General features: G+C 56.3%; 26 protein-coding genes. 12 read left to right on the plus strand and 14 right to left on the minus strand.

The window, feature by feature from the left end; genetic code table 11:
• Positions 1-6 precede the first annotated feature (6 nt).
• Together ACAM29_RS00125 and ACAM29_RS00130 are read right to left on the minus strand one after the other, a co-directional pair.
• The gene (locus ACAM29_RS00125) at positions 7-492 is read right to left on the minus strand and encodes an RDD family protein (RefSeq protein WP_369622785.1); all 486 of its coding nucleotides are present in this window, start codon (positions 490-492) and stop codon (positions 7-9) included.
• Positions 493-584: 92 nt separating this feature from the next.
• Positions 585-1,391, minus strand: coding sequence for a tetratricopeptide repeat protein (locus ACAM29_RS00130; protein ID WP_091827845.1), 807 nt, complete (start codon positions 1,389-1,391; stop codon positions 585-587).
• A 258-nt stretch (positions 1,392-1,649) separates the two neighbouring features.
• On the opposite strand from ACAM29_RS00130, the gene ACAM29_RS00135 reads away from it, so the two are divergent.
• The gene (locus tag ACAM29_RS00135; protein ID WP_369622786.1) at positions 1,650-3,278 is read left to right on the plus strand and encodes a methyl-accepting chemotaxis protein; all 1,629 of its coding nucleotides are present in this window, start codon (positions 1,650-1,652) and stop codon (positions 3,276-3,278) included.
• An 11-nt stretch (positions 3,279-3,289) separates the two neighbouring features.
• Here the strand turns inward: ACAM29_RS00135 and gloA are convergent, their stop codons facing one another.
• Positions 3,290-3,688, minus strand: a complete 399-nt coding sequence (gene gloA / locus ACAM29_RS00140; RefSeq protein ID WP_206835606.1) for a lactoylglutathione lyase — start codon at positions 3,686-3,688, stop codon at positions 3,290-3,292.
• Between the two features lie 124 nt (positions 3,689-3,812).
• Between gloA and ACAM29_RS00145 the strand changes: the two genes are divergently transcribed.
• Both ACAM29_RS00145 and fldB read left to right on the plus strand, forming a co-directional pair.
• A complete protein-coding gene (locus tag ACAM29_RS00145) occupies positions 3,813-4,145 on the plus strand; it encodes a phasin family protein (protein ID WP_091827831.1) in 333 nt (110 codons plus the stop codon).
• A gap of 120 nt (positions 4,146-4,265) precedes the next feature.
• On the plus strand, positions 4,266-4,781 hold the full coding sequence (fldB, locus tag ACAM29_RS00150; RefSeq protein WP_369622787.1) for a flavodoxin FldB: 516 nt from the start codon (positions 4,266-4,268) through the stop codon (positions 4,779-4,781).
• Here fldB and ACAM29_RS00155 read toward each other — a convergent pair.
• On the minus strand, positions 4,754-6,001 hold the full coding sequence (locus ACAM29_RS00155; protein WP_369622788.1) for an MFS transporter: 1,248 nt from the start codon (positions 5,999-6,001) through the stop codon (positions 4,754-4,756). The two genes, fldB and ACAM29_RS00155, sit on opposite strands and share 28 nt — an antisense overlap.
• 116 nt (positions 6,002-6,117) lie before the next feature.
• Here ACAM29_RS00155 and ACAM29_RS00160 point away from each other — a divergent pair, with 116 nt between their 5' ends.
• A complete protein-coding gene (locus ACAM29_RS00160) occupies positions 6,118-6,561 on the plus strand; it encodes a cytochrome c (RefSeq protein WP_091827828.1) in 444 nt (147 codons plus the stop codon).
• A gap of 60 nt (positions 6,562-6,621) precedes the next feature.
• Here ACAM29_RS00160 and ACAM29_RS00165 read toward each other — a convergent pair whose 3' ends face one another.
• Positions 6,622-7,350: a cytochrome b/b6 domain-containing protein gene (locus ACAM29_RS00165; protein ID WP_369622789.1), complete on the minus strand. Its 729-nt coding sequence runs from the start codon at positions 7,348-7,350 to the stop codon at positions 6,622-6,624.
• 1 nt (position 7,351) lies between these two features.
• Complete coding sequence (gene nhaD, locus ACAM29_RS00170; RefSeq protein ID WP_369622790.1) at positions 7,352-8,800, minus strand: sodium:proton antiporter NhaD; 1,449 nt, start codon at positions 8,798-8,800, stop codon at positions 7,352-7,354.
• A gap of 158 nt (positions 8,801-8,958) precedes the next feature.
• On the opposite strand from nhaD, the gene prfB reads away from it, so the two are divergent.
• The 3 genes from prfB to ung all read left to right on the plus strand — a co-directional run bounded on the left by prfB (position 8,959) and on the right by ung (position 12,366).
• A complete protein-coding gene (gene prfB / locus ACAM29_RS00175; protein WP_369622791.1) occupies positions 8,959-10,053 on the plus strand; it encodes a peptide chain release factor 2 in 1,095 nt (364 codons plus the stop codon).
• 23 nt (positions 10,054-10,076) lie between these two features.
• A complete protein-coding gene (gene lysS / locus ACAM29_RS00180) occupies positions 10,077-11,591 on the plus strand; it encodes a lysine--tRNA ligase (RefSeq protein WP_091827824.1) in 1,515 nt (504 codons plus the stop codon).
• 85 nt (positions 11,592-11,676) lie between these two features.
• Positions 11,677-12,366, plus strand: coding sequence for a uracil-DNA glycosylase (ung, locus tag ACAM29_RS00185; protein WP_369622792.1), 690 nt, complete (start codon positions 11,677-11,679; stop codon positions 12,364-12,366).
• Positions 12,367-12,518: 152 nt separating this feature from the next.
• On the opposite strand, the gene ACAM29_RS00190 is transcribed toward ung, so the two are convergent.
• From ACAM29_RS00190 to rsgA, 7 genes are all read right to left on the minus strand, one after another.
• Positions 12,519-13,073: a FlgO family outer membrane protein gene (locus ACAM29_RS00190; RefSeq protein ID WP_091827822.1), complete on the minus strand. Its 555-nt coding sequence runs from the start codon at positions 13,071-13,073 to the stop codon at positions 12,519-12,521.
• Positions 13,074-13,090: 17 nt separating this feature from the next.
• A complete protein-coding gene (locus tag ACAM29_RS00195; RefSeq protein ID WP_091827821.1) occupies positions 13,091-13,759 on the minus strand; it encodes a hypothetical protein in 669 nt (222 codons plus the stop codon).
• Positions 13,760-13,958: 199 nt separating this feature from the next.
• Complete coding sequence (locus ACAM29_RS00200; protein WP_369622793.1) at positions 13,959-14,960, minus strand: folate-binding protein YgfZ; 1,002 nt, start codon at positions 14,958-14,960, stop codon at positions 13,959-13,961.
• A gap of 76 nt (positions 14,961-15,036) precedes the next feature.
• Positions 15,037-15,900, minus strand: a complete 864-nt coding sequence (gene asd, locus ACAM29_RS00205) for an archaetidylserine decarboxylase (RefSeq protein ID WP_369622794.1) — start codon at positions 15,898-15,900, stop codon at positions 15,037-15,039.
• Positions 15,901-15,912: 12 nt separating this feature from the next.
• Entirely contained in the window at positions 15,913-16,743 is an 831-nt protein-coding gene (locus ACAM29_RS00210) for a sulfurtransferase (protein ID WP_206835588.1), read from the minus strand.
• 71 nt (positions 16,744-16,814) lie between these two features.
• The gene (locus ACAM29_RS00215; RefSeq protein ID WP_206835586.1) at positions 16,815-18,431 is read right to left on the minus strand and encodes an HDOD domain-containing protein; all 1,617 of its coding nucleotides are present in this window, start codon (positions 18,429-18,431) and stop codon (positions 16,815-16,817) included.
• Between the two features lie 23 nt (positions 18,432-18,454).
• Positions 18,455-19,480 (minus strand): small ribosomal subunit biogenesis GTPase RsgA, encoded by a 1,026-nt coding sequence (gene rsgA, locus ACAM29_RS00220; RefSeq protein ID WP_091827817.1) that lies wholly within the window; start codon positions 19,478-19,480, stop codon positions 18,455-18,457.
• A 96-nt stretch (positions 19,481-19,576) separates the two neighbouring features.
• Between rsgA and orn the strand changes: the two genes are divergently transcribed.
• Positions 19,577-20,119, plus strand: coding sequence for an oligoribonuclease (gene orn / locus ACAM29_RS00225; protein ID WP_354410275.1), 543 nt, complete (start codon positions 19,577-19,579; stop codon positions 20,117-20,119).
• A gap of 19 nt (positions 20,120-20,138) precedes the next feature.
• On the opposite strand, the gene queG is transcribed toward orn, so the two are convergent.
• Positions 20,139-21,269, minus strand: coding sequence for a tRNA epoxyqueuosine(34) reductase QueG (gene queG, locus ACAM29_RS00230; RefSeq protein ID WP_369622795.1), 1,131 nt, complete (start codon positions 21,267-21,269; stop codon positions 20,139-20,141).
• 71 nt (positions 21,270-21,340) lie between these two features.
• Between queG and ACAM29_RS00235 the strand changes: the two genes are divergently transcribed.
• From ACAM29_RS00235 to mutL, 4 genes are read left to right on the plus strand one after another with little or no spacing between them, the layout of a single operon-like run.
• Complete coding sequence (locus ACAM29_RS00235; RefSeq protein WP_369622796.1) at positions 21,341-22,846, plus strand: NAD(P)H-hydrate dehydratase; 1,506 nt, start codon at positions 21,341-21,343, stop codon at positions 22,844-22,846.
• Between the two features lie 13 nt (positions 22,847-22,859).
• Positions 22,860-23,333, plus strand: a complete 474-nt coding sequence (gene tsaE / locus ACAM29_RS00240) for a tRNA (adenosine(37)-N6)-threonylcarbamoyltransferase complex ATPase subunit type 1 TsaE (RefSeq protein WP_091827843.1) — start codon at positions 22,860-22,862, stop codon at positions 23,331-23,333.
• Positions 23,333-24,670 carry an N-acetylmuramoyl-L-alanine amidase gene (locus ACAM29_RS00245; RefSeq protein ID WP_369622797.1) on the plus strand — a complete coding sequence of 446 codons (1,338 nt, stop codon included), beginning with the start codon at positions 23,333-23,335 and terminating at the stop codon, positions 24,668-24,670. Before tsaE ends, ACAM29_RS00245 begins: the two co-directional genes overlap by 1 nt.
• 16 nt (positions 24,671-24,686) lie before the next feature.
• The gene (gene mutL / locus ACAM29_RS00250) at positions 24,687-26,555 is read left to right on the plus strand and encodes a DNA mismatch repair endonuclease MutL (protein ID WP_369622798.1); all 1,869 of its coding nucleotides are present in this window, start codon (positions 24,687-24,689) and stop codon (positions 26,553-26,555) included.
• Positions 26,556-26,588 lie beyond the last annotated feature (33 nt).

Here is a 26,588-nt window from a genome sequence, read left to right on the forward strand (position 1 = left end):
GATTGATTACGGTTTTTGTGGTGAGGGTTTGGGCAGCTGAACAATACAGCTGCCTGACCAGCGGTCATGCCAGCTCAAGCGCTCATCCGTAAACAGCATCCAGAGCAGTCCTATGCCGAACAGGCCCAGGGATGGGATGGCGCAGAGGAATCGCACCAGCGCCTTGCTCCAGCTCAGGCGTCCGCCTTCAAGTGTCTGAACCCGGAGGCGCCAGGCGAGCATGCCCAGTGTCTGTCCATTGCGGGTCCAGAAAAAGCCGAAAAACAGAAATGTGATACAAAACAGCGCCGAGTTGAACAGGGCAACCGCTGACGGTGAACTGGTCTGAGCGCTGATCGCTTCGCCATCGTTCAGCATGACACCGATCCCACCTACAATCATCCAGATCGCAATTACCAGCAATGCGTCATACACCATGGCCAGCAGGCGCTTGACCAGTGAGGCCGGGCGGGTGTCGGTAAACTCTTCAGCAAAGGGGCGGTGCATCGGCATGTCCGGATCCATCGGTTGGGTTGGCGACGGATTGTAGCACCAGGGCGGTATCAGGGTGAAACCCTGCCAGCGGTGCTGGCAGGGAGAGGGCATTACTTGAATGGCGTGACGAACTTGGCCTTGTAGCGCTCGGCCAGAGACTGGGCTTCCTCCAGTTGAGATTCATCCAGCTTCATCAACAGGCGAGCCTCGATGGCGCGGGCAGTGCCGTTGCCCATTTCGGCCGCGTTGTGCATCCAGGCGTAGGCCAGAATGTTGGTATCGATGCTGGTGTCCTGTCCATGACTGTTGGAGTAAAGCGTGCCCAGGAAGAACATGGCATCCATGTGGCCCTGCTCAGCCGCCTTGCGATACCACTGTTCGGCCTGAGCGTAGTCCTGCTCAACACCCGTGCCGAAGTTGTAGCTGCGGCCCAGGTTATGCCAGGCAGCCACTACATCCTGATCGGCGGCACTGCGATACCACTTGAGGGCTTCGTCATTGTCGCGGGCAACGCCCTGGCCGAACTCATACATTTCGCCGATACGGTTCTGGGCTTCGGCGTCACCATTCTGAGCCTGAGGCAACAGGCGATCAAATTCGACCTTGTATTCCCGGTTCTTCAATGCGCGCAGGCTGTTGACGCTATCCAGATGCCCTTGCCGGGCACCGCTTTCATAGTAGCGACGGGCCATATCGGTGTTTTTTTCAACACCCCAGCCGTTCTCGTACATCTGGCCCTGCAGGTTCAGTGCGGCTGGGTCCTGATTCTTGACCAGGCTTTCCAGCTCGGAAAGGGCTTTGGTGTAATCGCCGGCATCGATGGCGCGTTGGGCCGCGTCGACGCTGGCAGCAAGTGCTGATGTGGTGTGCAGGGAAAACAGCAGGCCTGCTGCTGCAAGAAGGGTAGATTTGTTCATTGAAGCCATGCCTTCATCATCGTTATTGATGCATTTCAGGAAGTCGTGTTGTAACGGCTTCCACCGAATCGGGTGTACAGACGGATACAACAGTTGTGACCGGACTGATAGTACAAGATAATGCCTCAACCTTTAGTACGAGTTGAAACTTGAGCTTTCATCCGTATAAGCCACTTCTAATATGTCTATTGTACAGGAAAAGATTGCTCAGCGGCACCTGCCCTGAATCTTCTGCTGAACGCCTGACAGGAGCCCGAAATGCTGAAACGAATGACTATCAGGAGCAAACTGGTGCTGGGATCGGTGCTGCCGATTATCGGTCTGCTCGTTATTGTGATCACCTCCTTGGTTGAATTGAACAAGGCTAACCAGGGCATTGATCAGCTCTATGTGGACCGAATCGTACCGCTTGAACTGCTGAAAAACGTCTCGGATAACTATGCAGTTAACATCATTGATACGGTCAACAAAGTCGACAAGAGCCTGATGAAAGCCGAGGACGGCCTGGCCGTTGTCATTCAGGCGCGTGAAAAAATCAAGCAGGACTGGCAACACTATATTTCCACTGACCTGACCCCGCAGGAACAAAAGCTGGTACAGGAAGCCGATGGTCTGCTAAAGCGTGCGGACAGTGCGATCGAAAAACTGATAGAGCGCCTGAAAACACTCAGTGGACTGACCTACGGTGACATGTACGGGTTTAACGGGGACCTCTACGCCGATGTTGACCCGATCAGCGAAAAGGTGGCAGAGCTGGTTGACCTGCAATTGAGTGAAGCAGATCAAATGCGTCAGGAATTGTGCCAAAGGTATGAACGTCAGCGCGCATTTCAGATCGGTTTGTCAGCTGCCGTTGTGGTAGTGCTGGCGTTGCTGGGCTTGCTGATTTACCGCTCCATTCGTCAGCCGCTTGAGCATTTACAGGATGTAATGGATAACGTTGCCACCAATTCTGATCTGCGTCTGCGTGCTGAAATCGAGGGTGACAACGAACTCAGCCATATCGCTGGCAGCTTTAACAAGATGCTGGCCCAGATGCAAAGTCTGGTAGGGCATATCTCCGGTGCGACCACTCAATTGGCAGCTGCAGCTGAAGAGATGAGCAGCATCAGCAGCCACTCAAGCCAGACGATCAACAGCCAGCGTGCCGAGGTGGAACAGGTTGCGGCAGCCATGAACGAAATGGTGTCGACGGTACAGGAAGTGGCCGGCAGCGCCGAACGGGCGGATCAGGAAGCGCGATCCACGCATGACGAGGCCGATTCCGGCAATAGGGTTGTCGTGGATGCGGCGCGTGCGACCAGTGATCTGGTCGATCAGGTGCGCAAGGTTGCAGCGCAGATAGCCGTGGTGGAGCAGGACAGTGAAAGCATCGGCAGTGTGGTCGATGTGATTCGCGGCATTGCAGAACAGACCAATTTGCTGGCCCTGAACGCGGCCATCGAAGCGGCTCGTGCAGGTGATCAGGGGCGGGGCTTCGCTGTGGTGGCGGATGAGGTTCGTTCACTGGCTCAGCGCACCCAGGAGTCAACCGAAGAGATTCAGCAGGTGATCGGCCGCCTCCAGGTTGGAACGCGTGATGCCGTTACGGCGATGAAAGTGAGCCAGGAACGTGCAGAACTGACCGGCGAGCAGGCCGAGAAAGCTGGTGAAGCGCTGCGCCGCATTTCAGAAGCGGTCAAGCGCATCACCGACCTGAACGCCCAGATTGCAAGTGCATCTGAGGAGCAGAGCAGCGTTGCCGAAGAGATCAACCGCTCTCTGGTGACCATCAACGACAACGCTCAGGAATCCGCAGCCGGGGCAACCCAGACCGAAACTGCCAGCCATGAACTGTCACGGCTGGCAGCGGAACTACAGAGCATGACGGCGAAATTCCGTACCTGATGCTATTAGGCTCAGTCCCCGCGCTGGGGGCTGAGCAGCTCGATCATGTACCCGTCAGGATCGCGCACAAATGCCAGAATCGTACCTGAATTTGAGTTCTTCATCGGACCGGCTTCTCGCACAACCTGTCCTCCTTTTGCCTTGATCTGGTCGCAGGCCTCGTACACATCATCCACTTCGATGGCGATATGACCATAGCCGGTGCCAAGGTCATACTGATCGGTGTCCCAGTTGTGGGTGAGTTCCAGAACGGTATTGTCAGTTTCGTCACCAAAGCCGACAAATGCCAGCGTGAAACGGCCTTCCGGGTAGTCCTTGCGGCGTAGCAGACGCATCCCGAGGACTTCAGTATAGAAGGAAAGCGATTTTTCCAGGTCAGTAACCCGGTACATGGTGTGCAGCATGCGCATCGGTACACCTCGTGTTTAAGAGTGGAACTGAATTAGAATCTCAAGTCTAACGCACCAGACTTGCGGCTTTCAGTCTATAGTGATTAATTATGTATACTCACAACAAGTGCCAAGGGGGCAAACAATGTTTCAGGATATGACAAAGCAGATGACCGAATCGATGGGTCCTTTCCGTGATCTGGTGAACATCCAGACCAAAATGCTGGAGGAGCTGACCCGCCAGCAGATGGAGTGTACCAAGGCCTGCATCGAAGCAACCATGCAGCAAACCAGCGAACTGCAGAAGTGCAAGACGCCGAATGACCTGATTGAACTGCAGCAGGCCTATGCCAAGGAGCTGGAAGAAACCCTGCGAGCGGCCAATGAACAGAATCTGAAAGCCCTGACCTCAGCTCAACAGGCGATGCAGCAGCTGGCACAAGGCTCCATGGATGCCATGACCGGCAATAAGAAGTAAGCTGTACCAGCGTTATCAAGCAGCCCGCAGGGCTGCTTTTTCATTTATGTACAGGACATGGTCACCTTTCCACCTGAGCGCATATGGATACGCGCAGGCGGCTGATAATCGAGAATTGCTATGAGTACCCCCATCGGCCTGTTTTATGCCAGCACCACGGGCAACACTGAAATGATTGCAGAGCAGATTGCGGCGCTGCTGCCTGAACAAATTCATTTGCATGACATTGCGACCGAGGGTGTGGTCGAAATGGCACAGTATCAATACCTGATCATGGGTATCCCGACCTGGGACTTTGGTGAGTTGCAGGAGGACTGGGATGAGCATTGGCCTGCCTTGCAGGCACTGGATTTCAGCGGCAAGAAGATCGCTCTGTTTGGCCTGGGGGATCAGCTTGGCTACGGTGAGTGGTTTCTGGATGCAATGGGAGCGCTCAACGAGGTGTTGCGGGAAGCAGGTGGGGAGGTGGTTGTACCCTGGCCGGTAGACGGTTACCGGTTCGAGGCGTCAAAAGCTTTAACTCAAGACAAGCGCTACTTTGTAGGCCTGGCATTGGATGAGGACGGTGAGCATGGCTTGAGTGAAGAGCGAATCCGTACCTGGATGCCTCAGGTATTGGCCGCATTTGAGGCCTGACGGGCTCCCCGCCAGCGACAGATCAGGTACCAGAGCAGGCCAGATAGCTGCAGCAGTGTTGCCCCCGCCAGAGCCCAGCGAAAGGCCGTGGCGGGATAATGTTGGCCATCTTCGGATGGCCACAGACTGATCACCGCACCCATTCCCCATTGCACAATGAATGCACCCAGAAAAATGCCCAGGTTCAGGCTGGTGCTGACCCGTGCACTGATCGCAACCGGAAACTGCTGACTCAGGCCTGCGAACATCAGTGTACCTGACGTCCCGAAAAAGCCGAATACCGCCCAGGCCAGCAGGTTGGCCTCACCGGGCTGAATCTGGATCCACAGCAACGCGAGCGTGAAGCACAGCATGCCGGTAAAACTGACACTGGGCGTGCTGATGCCCAGCCGGTTCAGGCGACCGGTGATGAACCCCAGTAACAGAAATCCGGCTACCATGCTGGCGGCAGAGACAAACAGCACGCCGGCAGCGGCACTGGCGCTCAGGGCGCTGACTTGCTGCAGCCACAGGCCGGCCCAGAGAGACTGGGTCGCGATAAAGACCGACTGCGACAGCATGCTGGCCGGCGCCAGTTGATAGAAGGCCGGGGTGCGCACGACGGCCCAAGTCTGGCTCAGCAGGGCCACGATGCCCTCTGAAGGCCTTTTCATTGCCGTTTTGGGTATGCACCCGCGTACCAGGGCTGCGATCAGGATGCTGAACACGGCTGTCGCCATGAAAATGCCACGCCAGTCGGTGAATGTCAGGGCAAATTCGACAGGGGCGGTAGCCGTGAGCGCGCCGAGTCCGCCACTGGTCAACTGCAGGCCGTTGATTGCGGGAAGCTGATCCCGCTTGAGCCAGCTGGTATAGCACTTGAAGGCCGCCATCAGGCAGGCCGAAACACCGATGCCGATCAGGCCACGCCCGATCCAAAGCATAAGGCTGCTTTCGGCCATTGCGAAAGTGAGACTGCCGGCGGCGGCGAACAACAGCAGGGCGGATGCTACATCTCGAGTCTGATAACGGTCCAGCAGAATGCCCAGCGGAATCTGGCAGGCTGCGAAGGTCAGAAAGTAGGCACTGGAAATAAGACCCAGAGTGGCAGCGCTGATACCCAGCTCAGCCATGATCTCGGGGGCAACCACAGCATTGATGACACGAAACAGGTAGGACAGCCAGTAGCCCAGTGCAAAGGGGATCAACAGTCGCAAGGTGAAAAGAGTGGAAGTCTGCATGAAACGTGCTGTCTGCCAAAAAGACTCAAAGTATACCCCTTAAATCGGGAACTTGTTTGATTAGGTTGCGCTCATATAGAATTGCGTTCAGACCATCAATGAAAAGGGAAATCGATATGAAAAAGATCGCAATGCTTGGATTGGCAGGGGTTATGGCGCTGGGCAGCACGGCTGCACTGGCGGCAGAAGCGGAAGACGCCATCAAATACCGTCAGGGCGTATTCAGCGCTGTTAAATGGCACTTCGGCACTATGGGTGAAGTGGTCAAGGGTAAACAGGATTACAACGCAGAAGACTTTGCACGCCGTGCAGATATTGTGGCTCAGCTGAGCAAGCTTCCGCTGGAGGGTTTTATTGCAGGCTCCTATGAAGGTGATACCGACGCTCTGCCGGCGATTGAGCAGAACTGGGACAAATTTGAAGGTGGCATGAACATGTTTGCCGAGAAGGCTGATGCGCTGGCGGCTGCGGCCAAAACCGGTGACATGGACCAGATTCGTCCGGCTTTCGGTGAGGTGGGCAAGACCTGCAAGGGTTGCCACGACAACTTCAAGGACTGATCCGCAAGCGGTTAGAACTTGAGTTGAAACAGGGCGCCTCATGTGGCGCCCTGTTTGTATTCAAAGCAGGTTGAGCAGGCTCCAGACAATGGCGGCTGCAACGAGGGCCAGCAGCAATCCACGCAGGAACGGGGCGAACGGGTAGCTTGGCGCATCTGCTGCGGCTGGCTTGCGCCCGTGCAACATGGCCTGAACCAGCTTCTCGCGCTTGAACAGCTGATGGTAAATGACGCCCAGCAGATGCAGGCCGATGGCGATCAGCAGAATATCAAACAGCCAGCGGTGCCATCGTGTGATCTCAACACTCATACTGGAGCTGACCAGACTGGCCAGTGGGCCTTCGATGAAGACCTCATCATTTGCAAATAGGCCGGTCCCAGCTTGAGCGGCTGCAAGCAAAAGCAGTAGTAGTACCATCCATCCACCCAGCGGGTTGTGACCAAGGTGATGGGGGGCCTTGCCCGTCAACATCTGTCCTGTGTAGCGAAGCGTAGCAGAGGGCGAGTATACAAACTGAGTAAAACGAGCATAGTAGCTGCCGGCAAAACCCCACATCAGGCGGAATAGAACCAGCGCCAGCACGGTGTAGCCAGCGTACATGTGCCATGTCATAACATCGAACTTCAGACTAAGGCTCAGCCCCAGCAGGCTGAATGTCTCATTCACATACCCTCCGGTGGTACCACTCCACCAGGCAAACAAAATGCTTGCGGCCAGGGTCCAGTGAAACAGACGCACATAAATATCCCAGACGGGTTTCCTTTCCAGTTTGGCAGAGTGTTCGGTCATGTCAGAGTCCAGTTAACCAAAGGTGACAGAAAATGCTGGCCACATAACCCAGCAGGATGGCCCAGCTCCATTTCAGATGGCTCATGAAGGTATAGGTTCCCTGGGCCTGCCCCATTAAAGCCACGCCGGCGGCTGAGCCGATTGAAAGCAGCGATCCACCCGTGCCGACAGTCAGGGTCGCCAGTAGCCATTGATCAAGCGTCATCCCTGGGTCCATCGTCAGTACGGCAAACATGATCGGGATATTATCCACCAGCGCTGAAAGCAGACCGATCAGGCTGTTGGCCAGGGGTATTCCAAGACTGCCATACAGCAGCGTGGAAAAATCAGCCAGGTAGCCCAGTGTGGCCAGGCCACCCACACACAAAACGATACCGTAAAAAAACATCAGAGTGTCCCAGGAGGCACGCTCAACTACTTTGAAAATATCAAACCGACGCACTACGCCGGTGTGGTCGCCACGCAGCATGCTGTGGTTGCTTGTGTTCTCGGCATGGTGGTGAGTGATATGACCCTGTTCACGAAAGACAGGGTCATGCAGGCTCAGGTAGTAGCCGTACAGTTTCAAGACCCCAAGCCCGGTCATCATGCCCAGAACTGGTGGCAAATGCAGCATGCTGTGTACCAGTACAGAGGCGATAATGGTACCGAGAAACATCAGCATGATGGTAACACCGCCCTTTTTCATGCGTTGATGGCGCTGGCTGCCGGCAGGACGTCCATTTTTAATGGCAAGGCTCATCAGTACTGCCGGTATCAGCCAGTTCACCAGCGCCGGCAACAGTAGATACGAGAACTGAGTGAAAGAGACATGTCCCTGCTGCCAAACCATCAAGGTGGTAATGTCTCCAAATGGGCTGAAGGCACCACCGGCATTGGCGGCTACAACCACATTAATGCAGCCCACTGAAATAAAACGATAATTATGGTTGCCGACAGCCAGCACAACGGCACCCATCAGCAGGGCGGTTGAAAGGTTGTCGGCAATGGGGGATATGCAGAAGGTCAGTACGCCGGTGATCCAGTAGATACTGCGCAGTGAAAAACCGCGTGAAACCAGCCAGGTACGCAGGGCCTCGAATACACGCCGTTCTTCGAGCATATTCACGAAGGTCATGGCGGCCAGAAGAAACAGGAATAGTTCGGCATAGTCCAGAATATACAGCCTCAGCTCGGCCCCGGCGGTGACTTGATCTCCCTGCTGGCGATAGGCAAGCCCGACCAGTACCCAGATCAGGCCTGCCGCCACGATGACCGGCTTTGACTTGCGCAACGCAAGCCGCTCCTCCATGACCACGAAGACGTAGGCCAGCAGGAAGATCAGCAGTGCCAGATAACCATAGACACTGGCTGTTAGATCCAGAAGTTGAGGCGTTTCCTGCACACCTGCCTGAGCCTGCGATGACAGCAGCGCCATAAATGCCGTTGGCAGAAGATGTTTCCCTATCATGCGGCCCTCCTGAGTCGATCAGGCCATTCTTGCTGACCTTGGCATGCAAGTCGAGTATACAGGCAGAGATTGAGGAACTGTTGCACAATCGTTCAAACAGGGCCGAGGATCAGTTAGAATACCTCCCTTTTTCCAAGCAGCGAGTTTGTAGCCCCACCATGGAAATCAATCCGATTCTCAACAGTCTGAAAGAGTTCAGCGAGCGCACTCAGTCGCTGCGCGGCTACCTTGATTATGATGGCAAGCGTGAACGGCTTGAAGAGGTTGAGCGTGAGCTGGAAGATCCGGGTGTGTGGAACAATCCAGAAAATGCACAGCAACTTGGCCGTGAGCGCTCTGGTCTTGAATCGGTGGTGAAAATCATCGACGAGCTGACCATTGGTATCAGCGATGCCCGTGATCTGCTGGATATGGCGGTAGAAGAAGACGACGAAGATACTGTCGCCGAAGTTGAAGCAGATGTCGAGCGTCTGCGCTCCCAGTTGGAACAGCTTGAATTCCGCCGCATGTTCTCCGGTGAGGCCGATGCGAACAATGCCTTCCTGGAGATACAGGCCGGGTCAGGGGGAACCGAGGCACAGGACTGGGCCAACATGATGTTGCGCATGTACCTGCGCTGGGGCGAGAGCAGAGGCTTCAAGACCGAGTTGCTGGAAGTGTCCGGCGGTGAAGTTGCCGGCATCAAATCTGCCACTATCCGATTTGAGGGCGAATACGCCTATGGCTGGCTGAGAACCGAAACCGGTGTTCACCGTCTGGTGCGTAAATCGCCGTTCGACTCCGGTGGTCGACGCCACACCTCTTTCTCCTCGGTATTTGTCTCGCCGGAAATTGACGACAACGTGGACATTGAAATCAATCCGGCTGATCTGCGTGTGGATGTATACCGTGCATCCGGTGCCGGTGGTCAGCACGTTAACCGAACCGAGTCAGCCGTGCGTATTACCCATGAGCCTTCCGGCATTGTGGTGCAGAGTCAGTCGGCGCGTTCGCAGCACCAAAACCGTGATACCTGTATGAAGCAGCTGCGTGCCAAGCTCTACGAAATGGAGATGATGAAGCGTCGTGAAGCGGCACAGGAGCTGGAAGACTCCAAGGCTGATATCGGCTGGGGCAGTCAGATCCGTTCCTACGTGCTGGATGACCAACGTATCAAAGATCTGCGCACTGGCGTACAGACTTCCAACTGTGATCGCGTGCTTGATGGCGATCTGGATCAGTTTATCGAAGCCAGCCTCAAGGCCGGCCTCTAAGCATTCGTTTTAAGGTAACCCCGATGTCAGACAACAACGTGCAGCAAACCGTGCAGCAAGATGAAAACCGCCTGATCGCCGAGCGTCGCGAAAAACTCGCCGCCCTGCGTCAGGAAGGCAATGCCTTCCCCAATACCTTCCGCCGTGACAGCTACGCCGAAGATCTGCAGCAGGCGCATGGCGACAAGAGCAAGGAAGAGCTGGAGCAGGCCGGTATCCGGGTCGCCGTGGCGGGCCGTGTGATGCTCAATCGCGGCGCCTTTATGGTGTTGCAGGACATGAGTGGCCGTATTCAGCTGTACGTGAACAAGGAAGCGCGTGCCTTTGCCAAGACCGTCGACTTGGGGGATATCATCGGCGTCAGCGGCGTGCTGCACAAGTCCGGCAAGGGTGACCTGTATGTGGACATGGCTGAGTTTCAGCTGCTGACCAAGAGCCTGCGTCCGCTGCCCGACAAGTTCAAGGGGCTGCAGGACATGGAGATGCGCTATCGCCAGCGTTATGTCGACCTGATCATGAACGATCAGTCGCGCAAGGTGTTCGAGATGCGCTCGAAGATTGTCGCCGGCATTCGCAAGTACCTGATCGATCGACGCTTCATCGAAGCCGAAACGCCGATGCTGCACCCGATTCCTGGTGGTGCCACGGCGCGTCCGTTTACTACGCATCACAATGCGCTGGACCTGCAAATGTACCTGCGTATCGCACCGGAGCTGTATCTCAAGCGTCTGGTGGTGGGTGGTTTTGAGCGCGTGTTCGAGATCAACCGCAACTTCCGTAATGAAGGGCTTTCGACCCGGCATAACCCTGAGTTCACCATGATCGAGTTCTATCAGGCCTACGCCGATTACAACGATCTGATGGACCTGACCGAAGACATGCTGCGTACTGTGGCCCAGGATGTATTGGGTACCACAGTAGTGGTCAACACTGTGCGTAACGAAGAAGGCGAAGTGCTGGAAACCTTCGAGTACGACATGGGCAAACCGTTTACCCGCATGAGCGTGTTCGATTCCATTCTGCACTTTAATCCGGAGATTACCGCCGAGGCGCTGGCCGATGATGCGGCTGCTCGCCAGATCGCCGAGCGCATGGATATTGATGTTAAGGACAGCTGGGGGTTGGGCAAGGTACAGATCGAAATTTTCGAGAAGACTGTCGAACACCGCCTGCATCAACCGACCTTTATCACTGAGTACCCGACTGAAGTCAGCCCGCTGGCGCGTTGCAATGACAACAACCCGCACGTGACCGACCGATTCGAGTTCTTCGTGGCCGGCCGTGAACTGGCCAACGGCTTCTCGGAGCTGAACGATGCCGAAGATCAGGCCGAGCGTTTCCGCAAGCAGGTGGAAGAGAAGGATGCCGGTGACGATGAAGCGATGCACTATGATGCCGACTACATCAACGCTCTGGAATATGGTTTGCCGCCGACAGCGGGAGAGGGGATCGGTATCGACCGTCTGGTGATGCTGTTTACCGATTCAGCCTCCATTCGTGACGTGTTGCTGTTCCCGGCCATGCGTCCGCGTGGATGAGAACTGACGGCGGGCAGTGAGTTATCCACAGGGCCACTTTAAAGTGGCCCTGTTTGTTTACGGCGTGAATTTTCGGGAGACCCCCATGGCACTGGACAAGGCACCCAGCTGGCAGCCCTGGCTGCAGCAGGAGTTTGAACAGCCCTATATGCAGACCTTGAAACAGTTTCTGCAGGCAGAGAAGGCTGCCCACAAAGTCATTTTTCCGCACTCCAGTGACTGGTTCCATGCGCTGGAAGCCACTCCGCTTGATCGCGTAAAAGTGGTGATTATTGGTCAGGACCCCTATCATCAGCCTGGACAGGCTCACGGCCTGTGCTTCTCGGTAAAGCCGGGTGTGCGCATTCCGCCTTCGCTGGTGAATATCTACAAAGAATTGCAGTCCGACCTGGGTATCGAGCCGGTCAACCACGGTTACCTGGAGTATTGGGCGCAGCAGGGTGTATTGTTGCTGAATGCGGTTCTGACCGTAGAGCAGAGCAATGCCAACGCGCATCAGGGCAAGGGTTGGGAGCAGTTTACCGACCGTGTCATCGAACTGGTCAACGCGCGGTGTGAGCATGTGGTGTTCATGCTCTGGGGCAGTTATGCACAGAAGAAGGGGGCTCGTATCGATCAGAACAAACACCGGGTGCTCAAGGCTCCGCATCCCTCACCACTTTCTGCCCATCGCGGTTTTCTGGGGTGCCGTCACTTCAGTCAGGCCAACCAATGGCTCTTGGAGCAGGGACGTGAGCCTATTGGCTGGCAGTTGCCTTCATCCCCTGCGGCTTGACCTGAATGTGCTTCAGGCCCCGGGCTTTTAATATCGGGGACAATGCCAGAGTGAGCGGATCAGGACAGGGGGAGTATTGATCGAGTGTCTTAAGGGGTACAACTCAAACAGACCGGCTCCTTTGAGCCGATCCATTTGAAAGTTGTCATTGCTTAACGGCGTCGGGGCAGCATGGCCTTTATATCGCGATTCAGAGGCAAGCTGAAATCGTGGGAACCCAGGATAATGTTGTCGCTGGTACGCACCAATCGTACGTTAACATAAACGTAATTACCGCCCATGGCATAAGTGCCAAGCAGTACGGCTTGCGCATCGTGGGCTTCCACAAGGCTATTCAGTTTGCGTGAGAGAATCAGCTCTCCGGTACGCTCTTTGATAAAGAGGCTTTCGCGCATTTTGACTTCAATGACGGGCAGTCCCTTGCTGGTCAGCGCACTGGTAAATTGCTCGGTAAGCGCACGACCAAAAGTGGAAGACTGCTGAAGATCATCGATATCCGCAAAAGTTGCAGCCAGTAGAGGATCGTGGCTGTTGATGCCTGAGGATTTGCTGATCAACTGGTTGGATGCTTCACGTACTTCGCTGATCAGGTCAACTTCTGCGGAATGAGCTGAAGCTGTTGGCTGGCTGGTACTGCATCCTGCGGTGCCGAGCAGCATCACAGCTACCGCTCCCGCCGTCAGGTAGTGTTTGCAACGTTTAAGCATGTTGGGCTCCTCCCTGATTACCATTGATTGTTGACCTGAACGGTCTTGGTGGTTTTGGCGGGAACCTTGTAGTGATCGAAGTCACCCGGATTGATGTAGTAGATGCTTGAATTTGAGTAGACCACTTGATCAGACAGGGTAACCTGGGTGGTTATTACGACCTCTTGATTTGTCTCGCTGGTCCAGCTGCCGCTGAACAGGTCTACAGCCCCTGCGGCCGGAATCAGCGCAAGAGCGGGCTCTGCCCAATGATTGAACGGAATTGTTGCAACGGCAATTCCTGCTGCCAGAGTCGTGATGGCGCCTTGAGGTGCACGGATGGGGCCGCGGTCTTTGTGCTCTACCACTTGAACCTTGTAGCTGACCTCGGCAGCCTGGCTTGGGCTGGCTTTAATGTATGCGCCTTTGGAGACCAGTTGGCTGGTCAGCAGGTTGTCAAACGCCGTGCTGAAAGGTGTTGCCGTATCGGCACCCTTTATATAAAGCGGCTGGCTTTTGATCATGTCACTCTGGATCAGCATGTCAGCCTGGTGCTGTGCAAGCACATCCCAATGATGGGCTGCCTGCATTTTCTGCTGCTCAGTGATGGGGTAAGTGGTGGCGATGGGCGCCTGAGATGTGTGAGTGCCAAAGCATCCTGCAAGCAAAGTGCTGCCGATGCCCAGGAGGCATACCTTCCGAAGCATGGTGAGTTCCTTTATTTAGTGAGTCCAGAGCAAAGGATAGCGTAAAATTTACTCAGGAAATAAGCTCGTTCCGTAAAAAAACCAGATTTAAGGCTTTGTGAATCTGTTCAGTACAGTGTGAGAATAACAAAAAACTGTTTTATACACTTGGGTGTACATCAATAAACGTGATGCACGCCCAAGTTTGGAGTTGTATTGATCAGCGCTTGCTCTGGAATAAAGCTGGATCCAGCTCGTAAGGCAGCGGTAGCAGTTGGAGCAATGGCCCCTCGGGGTTACCCAGATGCAGTGGCTGATTTTCAGCCTGATCCTTGGCGATGACAGCCAGCAGCCTGTAACCGCCTGGAATATGGGCTGCACGCACGACTTGACCCACATTGTCTTTCTGTTCAGAAGCCAGTGTATCGCCCGGACTGGGGGCGTCTTTGCAGTGGACCTCAGCAAGGTACATCGGTTTTTTTAGCTGGCCGCGATGCTGCAGGCGGGTGACGATCTCCTGTCCGGTATAGCACCCTTTGGTGAAACTGACGCCGTTAATGGCTTGCAGATTTGTCATCTGGGGAATGAATGCCTCAGAGGTGACAGGTGCCAGCTCGGGTACGCCCGCATCAATTTCAAGAAGTTCCCAGTCATTGCGCTGTGCAGGGCTGGCGCTCTGCTCTACCAGTTCCAGCACTTGTGGCATCAGCCGGGTTTCAAACCAGCATTCACGCCGGGCTCCGGGGCGCTCTGTGACCAGCAGGTGTGCAATCCCGAAGGCGCTGCTCAAGCGGTCGCCAATCTCGGATGCGTTAGGGCCCTGCAGCCCGATGCCGATCAGGTCTTCTTCCAGTACGGCCTCTGCCTTGGAGAAAACAATGTATTTCTTGAGCAGCGTGAGGGCATTTTCAGCCATGTCGGTTCGAATGCGCAGCCAATAGCCTGAGTCGCTGGCACGCATCACCTGATACAGGCTGTGCATGTGGCCCTTGATATTGCAATGAGCACCAGGCAAGGCCCCCATACGGTCCACTTCGCTCAGGTCACAGGTCAGCTGTCCCTGCAGGAACTTGTGAGCATCAGGTCCTTTCACTGAAATAATGCTGTAGTCGGTCAGGGGCACATAATGGGTACTGTGCTCGGCAGACGGCACCTTGATCAGTCTGTTGCCTTCCAGTTCGAACTCCGGCTGCTTGAGCCGGTTAACCCAATGTGTATTCATGCTTTTCTCCGTTGCGACCTGATCTGGTTGCAGTGTAATGCATCGGCCAGCGCCTATCAGCCGACAATTGGCAGGGCTATTGGTTCTGCGCTGCCTGACCCAGTTGCTCACCCATGCGAACTGCGCTGCCGGCCTTGAATGTGTCCTGCCAGTTCATGCTGTCTTTGGGGAACAGCAGAATGACGGTTGACCCCAGCTTGAATCGGCCCATCTCGGCACCCTTTTCAAGCTGTGGCGGGGTGGTTGCATCAAATCGGTCCAGTATCAATGGCTGGCGTGGAAGCGGCGCGACTTGCCCGTTCCAGACTGTTTCGATACCGGCTACGATCATGGCGCCCACCAGCACCATTGCCATGGGACCCAATTCAGTCTCAAAGATGGCTACCAGGCGCTCATTACGGGCAAAGAGGTTATCGACACCCTCGGCCGTAGTGCCATTGACCGAGTATAAATCACCCGGAATATAGACCGTTTCCTTCAGCGTCCCCGCCAGCGGCATGTGTACACGGTGATAATCACGCGGTGACAGATAGATGGTTGCGAACTCGCCATTGATGAAGGGTTCGGCACGGCTCGCATCCCCACCCAGTAGGGTTGTCAGGGCATAGCCGCGTCCCTTGGCCTGAAAAATGCGGCCATGCTCAATCTTACCCAGCTGACTGATGGCGCCATCGGCCGGTGACAGCACAGCGCCCGGTGTCGAGTCCAGAATACGCGCATCGGGTTTCAGGGCGCGTGTAAAAAAGGCATTGAAGTGTTCGTATGCTTCAGGATCGGGCTGCAGGGCCTCGCTCATGTCTACGCCGTAGCGTTTGCGGAACCAGTTGATAAACAGGTTCTTGAACCAGGGGGTGCGGCACTCGGCGAGGCGCCCGACCAGTCGCGACAGCAGATGCTGTGGCAGGAGGTGTTGCAGCAGAATAAACAATGTATCTTTCAACGCGAATTTCACTTATGCAGTAGTGGATTGTTCAACGGGCAGTTCGGGGCGGTTACCCCATTCAAACCATGAGCCGTCGTAGCAGGAAAGCTGTTGCATGCCCAGCCAGGTGCCGACCAGCCAGGTGAGACCCGAGCGTCGATGGGTCTGGCAATGGGTCACGACGGGTTGGTCAAGGCTGATGCCAGCCTGTTGCAACAGTTGCTTCAGTTCGGCTACGGGCTTCAGCCGCGGCACTGGGCCAGGCTGCACTAGATCGGTCCACTCCAGATGGCGTGCCCCCGGTATATGTCCGCCCTTGAGGGCATTGACCACTTTTTCACCGGAAAATTCGGCAGCCGAGCGAGCATCCCACACGGTCAACCGCTCCTGTTCCAGAGCGGCCACAATGTCCTGAGCGCTCATGAGCAGTTCGGGACGGCTGAAACTGACCTGGCGTATGGCTGGGGTTGGGATATTGGCCGATGTCTCCAGCTCAAGACCAGCTGCCTGCCAGGCGGGCAGTTGCCCGTTCAAAACCGATGCGTGGCTGTGACCGATGCAGTTAAGTGTCCAGACCAGTCGTCCAGCCCAGGGGCCCATCTGGTCATCATAGGCAACGACCTGGGTTTCGGGGCGGATGCCAAGCTCTGAGCACAGATCGGTAAGCTGCTCTTCGGTCGGTATCAGGTTGGGGACGGGGCCAGTACCTCGCAAAAGTTTGGCCGCATCCAGCCGAACAGCGCTGGGTACATGGCCCCGATCGTAATGTTCCTGGCTGGAGAGGTCGATGATCAGCAGGTCAGGGTGGCTCAGTTGAGCCTGTAACGCCAGCGGCTCAACCACCAGAGGGAGTGTCAGCATAGTATGGACGACCGTTCGGATGTGATGGAGTTGATCATAACGAAGCCTGCGATAAGTCTCAAAGGCTCTGCCTAGAGACGTTTCAACGCAAGGGTTGCCGCGGCGCAGAGCTGGCGGAATTGCTCATACTGGAACTCCGACAGATGCTCGGCATCATCGCCGTCATCGGCATACAGTATCGCCAGCGGCTCGCCCTTGTGGAAAACAGACATCAGCAAATAATCACCGCTGTGTGCCGCCTCAATAAAGGGATCCGGCAGCATCGGGCGCAGGGTTTTGCGTTTGGCTCTGTCCAGCCATATGCCGGCAGGCTTGTCGGTCAGGCGCTTGAACAGGCTCGGAATTTCGATGTCGATTATGAGCTGGTTGATCGCCGCCGTATCAGCTATCCCCAGCGTGCGAGCACAGTGTAAAAGCCGTTTTTTAGGGTTGATCAGCAACAGGGCTATGCGACCAAGACCGAGGCCCTGGTGTAACCCCTGCAGCAACGCCTGCAGTATGTGTGCCGGCTTGGTATAGAGTGAATAGCCATCCTGAAGACGCTGCAGGATCTGTGTGTAGAGACCCTCACTCGCATGAGTGGTGACTGCGGGGCGCTCACGTGTATGGTGCTCTTCGCGGGGCGGCTCGGGTTTCTTGAGCACGGGTTTCTCGGGTGGCGGGTAATGCTGCTTAAGTTGTTGCAGTTCCCGGCTCTCGATCAGCCCCGAGAGGGTTTCTTCAGAGGGAAGAAAAAGCATCTGTGCTGCCGGGCTCAGGGTTCCGGGTACATGATACTGGCGTGAGGCCTCGGCACAGGTCTGGTGCAGCTGTGCGACCAGTCTGTCGCGTGGCCAGCTCAGAAAGTCGGCGGCGATGTCGTAGAGGCGAAGAGTTTTCTTGCTTTGCCAGCCGCGGGTGCTGGTCAGAGCCAGCCAGTTGCCCAGTTTGACCGGGAAAAAGCGCTCCTGAGTCAGCTGATTGATTTCGCGTTGTTCCAGTTGGCCCAGTCTGGGGTCTTTCAAGGCGCGACGATGCAGCAGCTGCAGGTCGGAACGCGATGGGGAGGTGTCGTGGTCCAGCGCAGCCAGAGTAAGCTCTGGCAGGCCCCAGTGTTTTGCCAACTCGGCACTGAGTGCCTGTACCGTGCAACCAAACACATCCTGCTCTGCCAGTGCAACATCCACTTTTTCCAGCAGTACCTTTTTCTGATATTCATGCTTGTGTAGCGGCGCATGCAGCCACAGCAGCCAGTGACCAAAGCCATACAGCAGAGCAGCCAGCCGTACCTCCTCGACGAAAGGCAATCCGCGTTGCCGGCACAGTTCGGCTGCCTGGCTGGAAGCGTGCAGGCTGTCGGCGATGGCACGGAAGTACATTTTTTGCTGCATGTTGCGTGGGCTGATCTTGAGGCTTTGCAGGCCCTCTGCTAGCAAGGCTAGTTGATCGAGCCCCACTGAGTTGACAGCGTGGTCGATGCTGGTAACGCTTGAGCCCTTGGCAGCATGTAATTTTTGCGCAATGCGCGTGACCTGAAGGCTCAGTACTGGGTCGGAACGGATCAGTTGCGACAACTGTTGCAGCGTTGTGTTGTCATCCTGCAGCAGGCGCTTGAATCGGGTCAGTATGCTGACCCGGACCGGCAGGGTGCGTTCGGCCAGATACTCGGTCCAGGCTTCGGACCCGTAGAGGCATGGGGTGCTGCTCATGACTGTGCCGAGTCCTCCATCGTTCAGCGGTTGTCCTGCATGGAATTGAGAATCTGGCGGTAGCTGTTGAAGCGCTGCTCACTGATACTGCCGTTATCGACCGCTTCAAGGAATGCGCACCCCGGCTCCTGCTCGTGCCGGCAGTCTCTGAAGCGACAGTGCCCCTGCAGATCCGCCAATTCACGAAAGCCGCTGAGCACCTGATCTTCAGTCATGTGCCAGAGGCCGAATTCGCGGATGCCGGGTGAGTCAATCAGATCTCCGCCATCCGGGAAGTGGAACAGCCGTGCAGTGGTGGTAGTGTGTTTGCCCTTGCGGGACTGTTCTGAAAGTGCGCCGACACGCAGATCGGCACCGGGAAGCAGGCTGTTGATCAGGGATGATTTGCCCACGCCGGACTGGCCTACAAACACGCTGATGTGATCGGCCAGCAGGGCCTTCAATTCATCCAGGCCATGGCTGCTGGCCGTCGATGCCTGCAGCGTGCGGTAGCCGAGTGAACGGTACTGCTCCAGCAGAGGCTCAAGCCGCTGGCGGTTCTCGTCATTGAGCAGATCGGCTTTGTTCAGCAGCAGCACCGGCTCAATGTCGCTGGCCTCGGCCGCAACCAGATAGCGATCAATCAGGTTGGCATGCGCATAAGGCTCCACGGCGATAACAATGACGATAAAGTCGATGTTGGCAGCGACCGGTTTCAATTCGCCATGGTTGTTGGGGCGCAGCAGTTCACTGTGACGATCAAGTGCGGCCACTACAACACCGCTGTCAGGGGAACGACGCCAGATGACGCGGTCGCCTGTGACCAGTTGGCCCAGATGGGTACGCAGATGGCAACGCAGGATCTCGCCCTTGCTCTCACCCTCAAGTGCCTCCACATCGACCTGGCGGCCAAAGTGGGAAATGATCAGACCATGCTGCTCAGGGCCCAGTTCACCCCCTTCCAGCTGATCTTCAATCAGGGCGTCTTTACGCTCTGCGCGGGCAGCCCGTTCAGACTGAATCTTGTCGATGCGCCAAGCCTGGCGACGATTAACCTTGCGTTTTCCCATCCTGCGGGTATCACTCGCTCACAGCTTTATTCATTGACGTGCTAAGGTATTCTAATCCGAGAAAAATTGACAGTATTGCCAGGGGAGAAAGGGTGCATGGCGCTGAAGGAAAATCTGGTTTGGGTGGATCTGGAAATGACCGGTCTGAATCCGGACACAGACCGGATCATTGAAATGGCTGCCATCGTGACGGATGCGGATCTGAATCTGATTGCGGAGGGGCCGGTGATCGCGGTACACCAGCCAGACGCCGTATTGTCGCGCATGGATGAGTGGTGTACCCGCCAGCATGGCCAGTCCGGGCTGACTGACAGGGTGCGTGCCAGCACTATATCCGAGGCCGAGGCGGAACAGCAGATGCTGGCATTCCTGCTGCAATACAGTGAAAAGGGTGCATCACCCATGTGCGGCAATAGTATTGGTCAGGATCGCCGCTTTCTCTGGCGTCATATGCCTGACCTGGAGGCTTTCTTCCATTACCGAAACCTTGATGTGAGCACGATCAAGGAGCTGGCCAAGCGCTGGAAGCCCGGCATTCTGGATGGCTTCAAAAAGCAGGGCGCGCATTTGGCGCTTGATGATATCCGCGAGTCGATCGAAGAGCTGCGCCACTATCGTCGGCATTTCTTCCGCCTTTGATGTCGGGGCTGTGGTCGATCTACTCGGGCAAGCGGCCTGCGCCGGGGTGATCGAGCAGCGGCAGCGAGCGTGGTGCATGGCGTTCGCTCAGCTGCTGCAGGGCCCAGTCGATATGTTCGATCAGCATCTCTGAAGCTGTTGCTCGGCGGTTGCGCAGTGCTTCCATGACAGCGTCACCTCCATTGCTGTTGCCCAGCGCAACCGCCAGATTTCGCTGCCAGCCTTCATAACCGGTACGGCGAATCGCCGACCCCTCAGTACGTTTCAGGAAAGTGGTCTCGTCCCAAAGAAACAGTTCCAGCAGCGATGCCGTGTCGAGTCCATGACGGGGCTGAAAGTCAGGTTCGCTGGAGCGGCGGGCAAAGCGGTTCCAGGGGCAGATCAGCTGGCAGTCGTCACAGCCAAAAATACGATTGCCCATCAGGGGTCGAAGCTCGTGCGGGATGCTGCTCTTGTGCTCAATGGTCAGATACGAAATACAGCGGCGGGCATCCAGTACGTAAGGTTCGGGAAAGGCGTTTGTTGGGCAGACATCCAGACAGGCACGGCAGCGGCCACAGTGCTGCTCTGTCTCAGGTGCGTCCACAGGCAGAGGCAGGTCGATGAACAGCTCCCCCAGCAGGAACCATGAACCTGCATGGCGATTGAGCAGCAGAGTGTGTTTGCCGATCCAGCCCAGCCCGGCATTGCGAGCCAGTGGCCGCTCCAGCACCGGGGCACTGTCCACAAAGGGTCTGAACTGTACTTCGATTCCCTCTATCTGGCTGTTAAACCACTGGCCCAGCTGCTTCAGCCGCTTGCGCATCAGTTTGTGATAGTCGCGCCCAAGCGTGTAGCGGGCGATGTAAGCCTTGTCAGGGTTGCGCAATACGCCGGTGATCGGGGCTTCTGTCGGCAGATAATCCATTCGCAGCATGATGATGCGGCGTGTGCCTGGCAGCAGCAATGTTGGATCGAAGCGCTTGTCCAGGTTTTCGTTCAGGTACGCCATATCGGCCTGGTAGCCTGCTTCAAGCCATCGCGTGTAGGACTCACTTTCGGCACTGGCGTCGGGCAGGGTAATCGCGCAATCGTGAAACCCCAGTTCTCGGGCCTTTTCTTTAAGGGCCAGGCTGAGCTGTTGCAGTTGTGCGGTTGTATAGTCAGACATGGGGAACCGGTTGCCATGGCACTCAGTCCATCCACTATAATGAACTGATAACAAAAAGGAGTTCGTGAATCATGAGCAGATCAGACCTGCCCGGTGCATTATACACGGCTGCCCAGAGTCGTGCCCTGGATCGAACCGCAATAGAGCAGTTCGCTGTCCCCGGTTTTCGGCTGATGCAGCGAGCAGGTCATGCCGCCTTTGCCGAACTGTTGGGGCGCTGGCCGGGAGTGCGCAGTCTGACCATCGTCTGTGGTACCGGGAATAATGGTGGCGACGGCTTGATTATGGCTGGTCTGGCCTGGCAACAGGGCATTCAGGTTCAACTGCTGGTGCTGGCGGAAGATTACGTTGATCGTTTGCAGGGTGAGGCGCTGGACGCCTGGCGCTGGGCGGACGCGGTGGGTGTGCAGTTGAAGTGCTGGCGGCCTGGCATAGAATTGGCCGGTGAAGTGCTGGTAGATGCGCTTTTGGGGACTGGTATCAGCGGTGAAGTCACTGGTGAAGCAGCTGAGTTGATTACACATATCAATCGAAGTCATCGGCCCGTACTGTCGGTGGATATTCCTTCAGGCCTCTGCAGTGATACCGGTGCCGTACTGGGGGTAGCGGTCAGGGCAGACATGACGGTTACCTTTATTGCCCTCAAGCAGGGACTGTTGACCCATGCTGGTGTGGACCATTGTGGTGAGCTTAAATTTGATGGACTGCTGTTACCTGATGAAGTGTATGAGGAGATATCGCCCAGCGCTTTTCGTACCGATCGCGACGATCTGGCCAAACTGCTGCCGCCACGCAGACGGTCGTCGCATAAGGGGCTGTTTGGGCATGTGTTGGTAATCGGTGGCGATTACGGCATGGGCGGTGCTGCTTTGATGGCAGCTGAGGCCGCTGCGCGCAGTGGTGCGGGGCTGGTATCGCTGGCGACCCGGCCCGAGCATGTAACCGCGGCGCTGACCCGGGCACCGGAGGTGATGGCGTCAGGGGTCAACTCAGGTCAAGACCTGCAGCCGCTGCTGGAGCGGCCTGATGTGCTGGTAGTAGGCCCTGGCCTTGGGCAAAGTGCGTGGGCCGATCAATTACTGCAAAAGGCACTTGCCAGTGGCAAGCCGCTGGTTCTGGATGCGGACGCACTCAATCTGTTACAGCAGCGCCAACATCTGCAGGCGGGTCGTCACGACTGGGTTCTCACCCCGCATCCGGGGGAGGCGGCGCGCCTGTTGGGACAGGAAACCGCACAGGTGCAACAAAACCGTTTTGACGCAGTACGTGAGCTCCAGCAGCAGCTCGGTGGTACGATTGTACTGAAAGGAGCGGGTAGTCTCAGCTTTGATGGTGATGGCATGCACCTGTGCAGTGCCGGTAATCCGGGTATGGCCTGTGGTGGCATGGGGGATGTGCTCTCCGGTATCATCGGTGCCTTGCGGGCGCAGCGGCTCAGTGCCATCGATGCTGCGCGTGCCGGTGTGTATGTACATGCGCGTGCAGCTGACCTCTGTGCTTTGGAGCAGGGGGAGCGCGGGTTGCTTGCAACTGATCTGATCACCCGAGTAAGGCGTGTGCTCAGTGGGCTTGACTGAGGGTAACAAGGGGATGGAGTTTTTTCTGGCCGATGAAGCCGAAATGGTACGCTGTGGTGAACAGCTGGCTCAGGCCGTCGATGCTGGTGGTGTAGTCTTTTTGCATGGCGACCTGGGCATGGGGAAAACCACGTTCAGCCGTGGTGTGCTGCGTGGCTGCGGTCATCAGGGTTCGGTGAAAAGCCCGACCTACACGCTGGTCGAACCCTACGAAACGCCGGCAGGCCAGGTGTATCACTTTGATCTGTATCGCTTGGGTGACCCGGAAGAGCTGGAATATCTGGGTATCCGAGACTATTTTGCCAACGATGCTCTTTGCCTGATCGAATGGCCGGAAAAGGGGGCGGGGCTGCTGCCGACGCCGGATCTTGAGATCCAGATTACGGTTGATGGCATGGGGCGCAGGTTAAGCCTGGTGAGTAATACTCAAAAAGGGGCCGCTGTTGCCGATACACTATTGAAAATCCGCAATACGGATACGGGTTGATGAATACATTGCGCATACTGAGCTCACTGCTGTTGATGTTGCTGCTTGTGCCGCTTGCTCAGGCAGCGCAGGAAATCCAGAATGTTCGTGCCTGGCTGGCACCGGACAACACACGTCTGGTGTTTGACCTCAGCGGCCCGGTTGAACATAAACTGTTCACGCTGTCAGGCCCTGATCGAGTGGTTATTGATATCGACAAGGTCCAGTTGCAGGCTTCCCTGAATGATCTTGGGCTGGAAGATAGCCCGGTCAGTCAAATCCGTCACAGCACCCGCGGTGATGGTCTGCGCATTGTGCTGGATCTCAAGAGTGATGTGCGCCCCAAGAGCTTCGACCTGAAACCGAATGAACAGTATGGCCATCGGCTGGTGGTGGATCTGGCGATGCGCGAAGAAGCGATAGTCACCAAATCCGTTGTACCGGTGCCGGGCGAGGAGAACAAGCGGGATGTTGTCGTGGTCATAGACGCTGGACATGGCGGTGAAGACCCGGGCGCCATCGGTCCTGGCGGGGTCAGAGAAAAGGATGTGGTGATCAAGATCGCTCAGGAGCTTAAGCGCCTGATTGATGCTGAGCGTGGCTACCGTGCAGTACTGACCCGTACCGGAGACTACTATATCAGCTTGCGTGGCCGTACAGGCAAGGCGCGCAACAGCAATGCCGATCTGTTTGTGTCCATTCATGCAGATGCATTCAAGGATCCTCGCGCCCGGGGTGCATCGGTTTGGGTGCTTTCTGGCCGAGGTGCGACCAGTGAGATGGGGCGCTGGCTGGCTCAGCGTGAAAACAGCGCCGATTTGATCGGTGGTGTGGGTAGCCTGAGCCTGGGTGACAAGGATGATGTGCTGGCCAGTGTTTTGCTCGACATGTCAATGAACGCTAGTCGCAAGGACAGTCATCAGGTAGCGTCCAGAATCCATGCCAACATGGCCAGCTTTGCGCGCATGCACAAAAAGCATGTTGAGCAGGCCGGTTTTGTGGTGTTGAAGTCACCCGATATTCCCTCGATTCTGGTTGAAACCGGCTTCATCTCCAACCCGGAAGAGGCGCGCAAGTTGAAAACTGCCAGCTATCAGCGGCAGATGGCGCAGTCGATCTTTCGTGGCATAACAGGTCATTTCTGGGAAAAGCCTCCCACTGGCAGCTATATCGCCTGGGCAAAACAGTCCGGCAGTCAGCTGGCGGGTGGTGAGCGTCTGTATAAGGTGGTCTCGGGTGATACTCTTTCCGTCATTGCGCAGCGTAATGGAGTGTCACTGCAGCGCCTGCGGCAGGCTAACCAGCTAAGCAGTGACAGTATCCGCATCGGTCAGGTATTGCGTATCCCGACCGGCTAACCCTTTCAGGTTTCTGATGACACGAATACATCTTCTTTCCCCTCAGCTGGCCAACCAGATTGCCGCCGGCGAGGTTGTTGAACGTCCCGCATCCGTAGTAAAGGAACTGTTGGAAAACAGTCTGGATTCGGGCGCTGATCGGGTCGAGCTGGATATCGAACAGGGTGGGGTCAAGCTGATCCGCCTGCGTGACAATGGTGGCGGTATCGAGAAGGCTGACCTGCCGTTGGCATTGAGCCGGCATGCTACCTCCAAAATTGGCATGCTTGAGGATCTTGAGGCTGTAGGTAGTCTTGGTTTTCGTGGCGAGGCGCTTGCCAGTATCAGTTCCGTGTCACGGCTTACGCTGACCTCACGGCCACCTGAACAGGACAGTGCATGGGCTGTGTCTGCCCAGGGGCGCGAGATGCTGGCAGAGATCATTCCTGCGGCACACCCAGTCGGTACCACGGTTGAAGTACGTGACCTGTTTTTCAATACGCCTGCGCGGCGCAAGTTTCTGAAAACCGAAAAAACCGAATTTCGTCATCTTGAAGAGGTGGTGAAACGTCTGGCGCTGAGCTGCTACCGGGTTGGCTTCAGTCTGCGTCATAACGGCAAGGTGGTACATCAGCTGCGCGCCGCCGACAGTGAAACCGCGCGAGAGCAGCGTCTTTCTCAATTGCTGGGCAAGGCGTTTGTGGCCGAGTCGGTGGCGCTGGATGTTATTGCCGAGGCATCGGGCCTGCGTCTGTGGGGCTGGATGGGGCTGCCAACCTTTTCCCGTGCTCAGCCGGATCAACAGTATTTTTTCGTCAATGGCCGCGTCATTCGTGACAAGGTCGTTACCCATGCCGTACGCCAGGCATACCAGGATGTGCTGTATCACGGCCGCCACCCGGCCTATGTGCTGTATCTGGAGCTTGATCCGGCGCTGGTGGATGTCAATGTGCATCCGACCAAACACGAAGTGCGCTTTCGTGAGAGTCGCCTGGTGCATGACTTTATTTTCCGTACCCTCTATCGCGTGATTGCAGACATGCGTCCGCAGGATACCCCTCCGCCTGCCGGCTCAGCCGAAGTACCCGTGCAGCCGGCTACAGCGAGCTGGTTCCAGCCGGGTATGAGCAGCACGGTGGCCGAACCGGCTGCCAGTCATGCCATACAGTCAGGTACTGCGGGGTACACCGGTCATGCCGAACGTCTCCCAAGTGGTCCACAGGTGCGCGAACAGATCAGTGCCTATGGCGCTCTGCACCGGCCTTCTGGTGTTGCACCGCAGCCTTTACAGGCAATGCCTGCAGTCGAGCAGGGGGTCGAAATGCCACCGCTGGGCTATGCGCTGGCGCAGCTGCACGGTATCTATATTCTGTCTCAGAATGCACAGGGGCTGGTGTTGGTGGATATGCACGCGGCACATGAGCGCATCGTTTATGAACGCATGAAGCTTGCGTTCGAGCAGGACCGTATCCGCAGCCAGCCCCTGTTGGTTCCGGTCAGTGTGGCTGTCAGTGGTCGTGAAGCGGATCTGGCAGAGGAGCAGCCCGAATATTTTGAGCGTTTGGGCTTTCGGCTGGAACGTATGGGTGAAGAAACGCTGGTGATTCGTGAAGTGCCGATAGCTTTGGCCAAGGCGGATGTGGCGCTGTTGTTGCGTGATGTGCTGGCGGATCTGTCCCAGGTGGGAGCCAGTGATCGAATTGAGGCGCATCTGAATGAACTTTTGGCCACAATGGCCTGTCATGGTGCAGTACGTGCCAATCGACAACTGACACTGCCCGAGATGAATGCACTGCTGCGTGATATGGAGCAGACCGAGCGCAGTGGACAGTGCAATCATGGGCGACCAACCTGGACGCAGTTGAGCCTGGGGCAACTGGATAAACTCTTCATGCGAGGCGAATAATGCAACAGTTGAGCGTGAACCGGCCTCGGGTGA

The sequence above is a fragment of the Marinobacterium sp. BA1 genome, assembly GCF_041155135.1.
Lineage (GTDB): Bacteria > Pseudomonadota > Gammaproteobacteria > Pseudomonadales > Balneatricaceae > Marinobacterium > Marinobacterium iners.

Bases quoted from the DNA above. Each gene is read 5' to 3' on its own strand.
- ACAM29_RS00145 (WP_091827831.1), top strand. From the start codon at position 3,813: ATGTTTCAGGATATGACAAAGCAGATGACCGAATCGATGGGTCCTTTC.
- ung (WP_369622792.1), top strand. From the start codon at position 11,677: ATGGCACTGGACAAGGCACCCAGCTGGCAGCCCTGGCTGCAGCAGGAG.
- ACAM29_RS00130 (WP_091827845.1), bottom strand. From the start codon at position 1,391: ATGAACAAATCTACCCTTCTTGCAGCAGCAGGCCTGCTGTTTTCCCTG.
- ACAM29_RS00195 (WP_091827821.1), bottom strand. From the start codon at position 13,759: ATGCTTCGGAAGGTATGCCTCCTGGGCATCGGCAGCACTTTGCTTGCA.
- mutL (WP_369622798.1), top strand. From the start codon at position 24,687: ATGACACGAATACATCTTCTTTCCCCTCAGCTGGCCAACCAGATTGCC.
- lysS (WP_091827824.1), top strand. From the start codon at position 10,077: ATGTCAGACAACAACGTGCAGCAAACCGTGCAGCAAGATGAAAACCGC.
- nhaD (WP_369622790.1), bottom strand. From the start codon at position 8,800: ATGATAGGGAAACATCTTCTGCCAACGGCATTTATGGCGCTGCTGTCA.
- ACAM29_RS00215 (WP_206835586.1), bottom strand. From the start codon at position 18,431: ATGAGCAGCACCCCATGCCTCTACGGGTCCGAAGCCTGGACCGAGTAT.
- fldB (WP_369622787.1), top strand. From the start codon at position 4,266: ATGAGTACCCCCATCGGCCTGTTTTATGCCAGCACCACGGGCAACACT.
- ACAM29_RS00155 (WP_369622788.1), bottom strand. From the start codon at position 6,001: ATGCAGACTTCCACTCTTTTCACCTTGCGACTGTTGATCCCCTTTGCA.
- ACAM29_RS00160 (WP_091827828.1), top strand. From the start codon at position 6,118: ATGAAAAAGATCGCAATGCTTGGATTGGCAGGGGTTATGGCGCTGGGC.
- ACAM29_RS00200 (WP_369622793.1), bottom strand. From the start codon at position 14,960: ATGAATACACATTGGGTTAACCGGCTCAAGCAGCCGGAGTTCGAACTG.
- ACAM29_RS00135 (WP_369622786.1), top strand. From the start codon at position 1,650: ATGCTGAAACGAATGACTATCAGGAGCAAACTGGTGCTGGGATCGGTG.
- ACAM29_RS00245 (WP_369622797.1), top strand. From the start codon at position 23,333: ATGAATACATTGCGCATACTGAGCTCACTGCTGTTGATGTTGCTGCTT.
- tsaE (WP_091827843.1), top strand. From the start codon at position 22,860: ATGGAGTTTTTTCTGGCCGATGAAGCCGAAATGGTACGCTGTGGTGAA.
- ACAM29_RS00235 (WP_369622796.1), top strand. From the start codon at position 21,341: ATGAGCAGATCAGACCTGCCCGGTGCATTATACACGGCTGCCCAGAGT.
- gloA (WP_206835606.1), bottom strand. From the start codon at position 3,688: ATGCGCATGCTGCACACCATGTACCGGGTTACTGACCTGGAAAAATCG.
- ACAM29_RS00125 (WP_369622785.1), bottom strand. From the start codon at position 492: ATGCCGATGCACCGCCCCTTTGCTGAAGAGTTTACCGACACCCGCCCG.
- ACAM29_RS00165 (WP_369622789.1), bottom strand. From the start codon at position 7,350: ATGACCGAACACTCTGCCAAACTGGAAAGGAAACCCGTCTGGGATATT.
- ACAM29_RS00190 (WP_091827822.1), bottom strand. From the start codon at position 13,073: ATGCTTAAACGTTGCAAACACTACCTGACGGCGGGAGCGGTAGCTGTG.
- orn (WP_354410275.1), top strand. From the start codon at position 19,577: ATGGCGCTGAAGGAAAATCTGGTTTGGGTGGATCTGGAAATGACCGGT.
- ACAM29_RS00210 (WP_206835588.1), bottom strand. From the start codon at position 16,743: ATGCTGACACTCCCTCTGGTGGTTGAGCCGCTGGCGTTACAGGCTCAA.
- queG (WP_369622795.1), bottom strand. From the start codon at position 21,269: ATGTCTGACTATACAACCGCACAACTGCAACAGCTCAGCCTGGCCCTT.
- rsgA (WP_091827817.1), bottom strand. From the start codon at position 19,480: ATGGGAAAACGCAAGGTTAATCGTCGCCAGGCTTGGCGCATCGACAAG.
- prfB (WP_369622791.1), top strand. From the start codon at position 8,959: ATGGAAATCAATCCGATTCTCAACAGTCTGAAAGAGTTCAGCGAGCGC.